Origin of the sequence: Burkholderia sp. Tr-862, assembly GCF_011753085.1 — a bacterium.
Taxonomy (GTDB): domain Bacteria; phylum Pseudomonadota; class Gammaproteobacteria; order Burkholderiales; family Burkholderiaceae; genus Burkholderia; species Burkholderia ambifaria.
Map to the genome: position 1 here is coordinate 1 of NZ_VWWG01000267.1, position 5,491 is coordinate 5,491.

The 5,491-nt window shown below is 68.9% G+C and carries 7 protein-coding genes; all 7 read left to right on the top strand.

The window, feature by feature from the left end; translation table 11 throughout:
- Positions 1–915 (top strand): DNA polymerase III subunit gamma/tau C-terminal domain-containing protein (locus F3J14_RS33290; RefSeq protein ID WP_282100792.1); only part of this gene is annotated, 915 nt, incomplete at its 5' end.
- 94 nt (positions 916–1,009) lie between these two features.
- A complete protein-coding gene (locus tag F3J14_RS33295; protein WP_006755698.1) occupies positions 1,010–1,336 on the top strand; it encodes a YbaB/EbfC family nucleoid-associated protein in 327 nt (108 codons plus the stop codon).
- A 40-nt stretch (positions 1,337–1,376) separates the two neighbouring features.
- Positions 1,377–1,973 (top strand): recombination mediator RecR, encoded by a 597-nt coding sequence (gene recR / locus F3J14_RS33300; protein ID WP_006755697.1) that lies wholly within the window; start codon positions 1,377–1,379, stop codon positions 1,971–1,973.
- 48 nt (positions 1,974–2,021) lie between these two features.
- The gene (locus tag F3J14_RS33305; protein WP_166726515.1) at positions 2,022–3,227 is read left to right on the top strand and encodes a CaiB/BaiF CoA-transferase family protein; all 1,206 of its coding nucleotides are present in this window, start codon (positions 2,022–2,024) and stop codon (positions 3,225–3,227) included.
- 208 nt (positions 3,228–3,435) lie between these two features.
- Positions 3,436–4,197 (top strand): 5'/3'-nucleotidase SurE, encoded by a 762-nt coding sequence (gene surE / locus F3J14_RS33310; protein WP_166726516.1) that lies wholly within the window; start codon positions 3,436–3,438, stop codon positions 4,195–4,197.
- Positions 4,194–5,120, top strand: coding sequence for a protein-L-isoaspartate(D-aspartate) O-methyltransferase (locus tag F3J14_RS33315; protein WP_166726517.1), 927 nt, complete (start codon positions 4,194–4,196; stop codon positions 5,118–5,120). Before surE ends, F3J14_RS33315 begins: the two co-directional genes overlap by 4 nt.
- 5 nt (positions 5,121–5,125) lie before the next feature.
- Positions 5,126–5,491: LysM domain-containing protein (locus tag F3J14_RS33320; protein ID WP_166726518.1), on the top strand; the 366-nt coding region annotated here is incomplete at its 3' end.

Genomic DNA, 5,491 nt, shown 5'->3' on the forward strand with positions numbered 1-5,491 from the left:
ATCGTGACGATGGCCGGGTTCCCGCTGCTCGCCCGCACGCATGTCGGCGCGGCGGCCACGCTGCTGGTGTGGGGTGTCGCGACGTTCGCGGTGGTCCCGCCGCTGCAGATGCGCGTGATGCGTGCCGATCACGCACACCCCGGCGTCGCATCGCCCGTGCACGTCCACGCCATCAGTCTCCGCCCGGCCGCGGCCCAGCCGGCCGTCGACAAACCGGCGCCATCGCGTCCTGCCGTGCAGGTGCCGACGCCGCGTGCGGCGGCTCGCGCACCGCAGGCTGCCGACACGCGCCAGGCGCCGCCGCCGTGGGAAGACATTCCGCCGGACGAATACGTGCCGCTCAGCGCCGACGAGATGTTCGGCGGTGGGGCCGACGACGGCTTCGTCCCGGTATTCGACAGCGGCCCCGACGACGTGCGCATTGCGCCGAAACCGGCGGAGGCCCGTCCGTCCGCACCGGTCGACACGCGCCCGCTGCCGCCCGCGATCGCGCTCGATCCGATCGGCTTCGACGGCGAATGGCCGGCACTGGCCGCACGGTTGCCGCTGAAGGGCGTCGCGTATCAGCTGGCGTTCAACAGCGAGCTGACGGCCGTCGACGCGACGACGTTGAAACTGTCCGTGCCGGTGCCGCAGTATGCGGACGCCGCCCAGGTCGCGAAGCTGAAGGCCGCGCTGGCCGACGCGCTCGGCAAGCCTGTCGAGGTCGCTGTCGATGTCGGGCCCGCGCGGCGCACCGCGGCAACGCTCGATGCGGCCGCACGTGCGGCCCGCCAGCGCGAGGCCGAGCAGGAGATCCACGGCGATCCGTTCGTCCAGCAGCTCGTCCGTGATTTCGGCGCGCGTATCGTCGAAGGCTCGGTGCGGCCGCTCGCCGATTCGGCGCCGGACGGCGCGCCGCCGACGCTGCATTGAACGAATCGCACCGCGACAGGCACAATCACGCCCGCACACATTGACCGGCATGCGCCGCGTGCCGGTTTTCACACGATCAAGAAGGAGTATTCCCATGTTGAAAGGCAACCTCGCCGGACTGATGAAGCAAGCGCAGCAAATGCAGGAAAACATGAAGAAGATGCAGGAGCAGCTTGCGCAGATCGAAGTCGAAGGGCAGTCGGGTGCCGGCCTCGTCAAGGTGACGATGACGTGCCGCAACGAAGTGCGTCGCGTGGCGATCGACCCGAGCCTGCTCGCGGACGACAAGGACATGCTCGAGGATCTGGTCGCGGCCGCGTTCAACGATGCCGTACGCAAGGCCGAAGCGACGTCGCAGGAGAAGATGAGCGGCATGACCTCGGGCCTGCCGCTGCCCCCGGGTTTCAAGCTGCCGTTCTGAGCGCAGCGTTCGTTCAGCCCGTTCAGCCACCAGCCGCCGTATGAAACAGCCGTCCGCCCTGTCCGCGCTCGTCGAGGCGCTGCGTGTATTGCCCGGTGTCGGGCCGAAATCCGCGCAGCGCATGGCGTACCACCTGATGCAGCACGATCGGGAGGGCGCGGAGCGGCTCGGCCGCTCGCTGCTGTTCGCGACCGAGCACCTGCAGCACTGCGAGAAGTGCAACACGTTCACGGAAGCGCAGATCTGCGAGGTGTGCAGCGACGACGAGCGTGATCCGACGCTGCTGTGCGTCGTCGAGACGCCGGCCGACCAGATCATGCTCGAGCAGACGATGACGTACCGCGGGCTGTATTTCGTGCTGATGGGGCGGCTGAGCCCGCTCGACGGGATCGGCCCGAAGGAAATCCATTTCGACCGCCTCGTGCGGCGCGCGTCCGACGGCGTCGTCAAGGAGGTCGTGCTCGCGACCAACTTCACGAACGAGGGCGAAGCCACCGCGCACTACCTCGGCCAGACGCTGAAGGCGCGCGGGCTCGCGGTCACGCGCCTCGCGCGCGGCGTGCCGGTCGGCGGCGAGCTCGAATACGTCGACGCGGGCACCATCGCCCGCGCGATGCTCGACCGTCGCACGATGTAAGCCGGGCGCCGCCGGCGAGCGGCGCCGTTCCTCATGCCAGGGAGACACATGAGCACCAGCCAGGGCCCGCTCGCGGGCGTCAAAGTGCTCGAATTCGGGACGCTGATCGCGGGGCCGTTCGCGTCGCGCCTCTGTGCCGAATTCGGCGCGGAAGTGATCAAGATCGAGGATCCGAACGGCGGCGACCCGCTGCGCAAGTGGCGCAAGCTGCATCCGGAGCAGGGCGGCACGTCGCTGTGGTGGTCGGTCCAGGCGCGCAACAAGAAATCGGTCACCCTCAATCTGAAATCCGATGCCGGCAAGGCGATCGCGCGGCAACTCGCGCGCGAGGCCGACATCGTGATCGAAAACTTCCGGCCGGGCCTGCTCGAGAAGCTCGGCCTCGGCTACGACGTGCTGTCGGCCGACAACCCCGGTCTCGTGATGGTGCGCCTGTCCGGCTACGGGCAGACGGGCCCGTACCGCGACCGGCCCGGCTTCGGCGCGATCGCCGAATCGATGGGCGGATTGCGTCACATCACCGGCTATCCGGATCTGCCGCCGCCGCGCATCGGCATCTCGATCGGCGACTCGATCGCCGCGCTGCACGGCGTGATCGGCGCGCTGATGGCGCTCCACCACCGCAACGTGAATGGCGGCGCGGGGCAGGTGGTCGACGTTGCGCTGTATGAAGCGGTATTCAACATGATGGAAAGCGTGGTGCCCGAATACGGCGTGTACGGGATGGTGCGCGAGCGCACCGGCGCGTCGTTGCCGGGCATCGTGCCGTCGAACACCTACGCGTGTCGCGACGGCAGCATCGTGATCGGCGGCAACAGCGACCCGATCTTCAAGCGGTTGATGAAGGCGATCGAGCGCGACGACCTCGCCGACGATCCCGCACTCGCACGGAACGACGGACGCGTGCCGCGCACGCAGGAAATCGACGACGCGATCGCCGCGTGGCTCGCGCCGCGCACGATCGACGACGCGCTGGCCGTGCTCAACGCGGCCGACGTGCCGGCCGGGCGCATCTACAGCGCCGCCGACATGTTCACCGATCCGCAGTTCGTCGCGCGGCAGATGATCCAGCGTTTCAAACTGGCCGACGGCACCGACATTCCGCTGCCGAACATCACGCCGAAGCTGTCCGGCACGCCGGGCGAAACGCGCTGGCTCGGGCCCGAACTCGGCGAGCACACCGACGAGGTGCTGCGCGGCCTCGGCTACGACGCGCAGGCGATCGCCGCGTTGCGCGAGGCCGGCGCGATCTGAGCGTCCCGAGCCCCGGCGATGCGCGCCGGGCTTGCCCGACGGAACTTTCTTCCGGGTGGCTGACTACGGGCGGCCGGGCGTTTTCCCGAGTGTGCGGAACGCCGCCGCGCAATGAGGCGGCGCATCGCATACGCGTGCTGCGTGCGGGCCCCTCAGCCGCCGCCGGACTGTCGCTCTCGCGCCATCTTTCCTCGGTTACAATCGCCGGATGCGAATCCTACTCAGCAACGACGACGGCTATCTCGCCCCCGGTCTCGGCGCGCTCAGCGACGCGCTGCAGCCGTTGGCCGACCTCACCGTGATCGCACCCGAGCAGAACTGCAGCGGCGCGTCGAATTCCCTCACGCTGTCGCGGCCGCTGTCGGTGCAGCGCGCGACGAATACGGGTTTCTTCTACGTGAACGGCACGCCGACCGATTCGGTGCACGTCGCGTTGACGGGGATGGCCGACGAGCGTCCGGATCTCGTCGTGTCGGGGATCAACAACGGCCAGAACATGGGAGAAGACACCCTCTATTCGGGGACAGTTGCGGCCGCCACTGAAGGCATCATGTTCGGCGTGCCGGCCATCGCGTTCTCGCTGGCCGACAAGGGCTGGGCGCATCTGGCCGACGCGGCGCGCGTCGCCGCGGAAATCGTCGAGCATTACCTCGCGCATCCGCTACCCGGTCAGCCGCTGCTGAACGTCAATATTCCGAATCTGCCGTACGACGAACTGAGAGGCTGGAAGGTCACGCGCCTCGGCAAGCGTCACCCGTCGCAGCCGGTGATTCGCCAGACCGACCCGCGCGGCGAGCCGGTTTACTGGATCGGTGCCGCGGGTGCGGCGCTGGACGCGAGCGAAGGTACCGATTTCCACGCCGTCGCCAACGGTTTCGTGTCGATCACGCCGCTGCAGCTCGATCTCACGCATACGCAAATGCTGCCTGCAACGCGCGAATGGGCGCGCGCAGGCGGGCGGGCTTCATGAGCGGCGAGCGCGCGAAGCGGTTCCCGCTCGCGCTCGAGGATCTCAAGCGAGCGCCACGCAAATCGGAAGTCCGGTCCGGTGAACGCCATGCGGCGATCGCGGTGCCGAAGGCCGCCGACAAACCCGCTGCCGTGCTCAAGCCGGTGGCGAAGACGGGCGCCGCCCGCGCGCTGCCCGGCACGGCCGCCGCGAAGCCTGCGACCGCACCGAAGCCGACCGTGCTGAAGCCCGCGATGCCGAAGCCGGCCGCGCCGAGCATTGCGCCGGCCGGCGCGTTCGCGCTGACCTCGGAACGTGTGCGCGAACGCATGGTCGAACGCCTGCGCGCGAACGGCGTGACCGACGCGCGCGTGCTGGATGCGATGGCCGCGGTGCCGCGCCACATGTTCGTGGATCCGGGGCTCGCGACGCAGGCCTATGAGGATTCCGCGTTGCCGATCGGCCACCAGCAAACGATCTCAAAGCCGTCGGTCGTCGCGCGCATGATCGAGCTCGCGATGGCCGGCCGCACGCTCGAGCGCGTCCTCGAGATCGGCACCGGTTGCGGCTACCAGGCCGCGGTGCTGAGTCACGTGGCACGCGACGTGTATTCGATTGAACGCATCAAGCCGCTCTACGAGCGCGCGAAGCTGAACCTGCGGCCGCTGCGCGTGCCGAACATCCGTTTGCATTACGGCGACGGGCGTGTCGGCCTGCCGTCCGCGGCCCCGTTCGACGCGATCGTGATCGCGGCGGCGGGGCTCGACGTGCCGCAGGCGCTGCTCGAGCAGCTCGCGATCGGCGGGCGGCTCGTCGCGCCGGTCGGCGCGCAGAGCGGGCAGCACCAGGTGCTCACGCTTGTCGAGCGCGTCGCGCCCGCGCAATGGCGAGAGTCACGGCTTGATCGCGTTTTCTTTGTCCCTTTAAAATCCGGAGTGATTTGAAACCGATGAGTATGTTGCGCGCGATGCAAAACAACCGAACCAGGGAACCGCTCACGTTCGCCCAGCGCGCGATCTGTGTGGCTGCGTTCTCCACGCTACTGGCCGCCTGTGCGACGCGGCTCGACAACGCGCCCGTCGTCGACCGCTCCGGAACGCTCGGCACGACCGCTGCCGCGCAGCCGGCGGTGCCGCTCGGGCCGCCGCCGCCCGGCTTCTACCGTGTGAAACCGGGTGACACGCTGTACCGGATCGCACTCGAGAACGGGCAGAACTATCGCGACATCGCCGCGTGGAACAACCTGACGAACCCGAACCAGATCGAAGTCGACCAACTGCTGCGCGTGGCGCCGCCGGGCGGCGCCGCGGTTGCG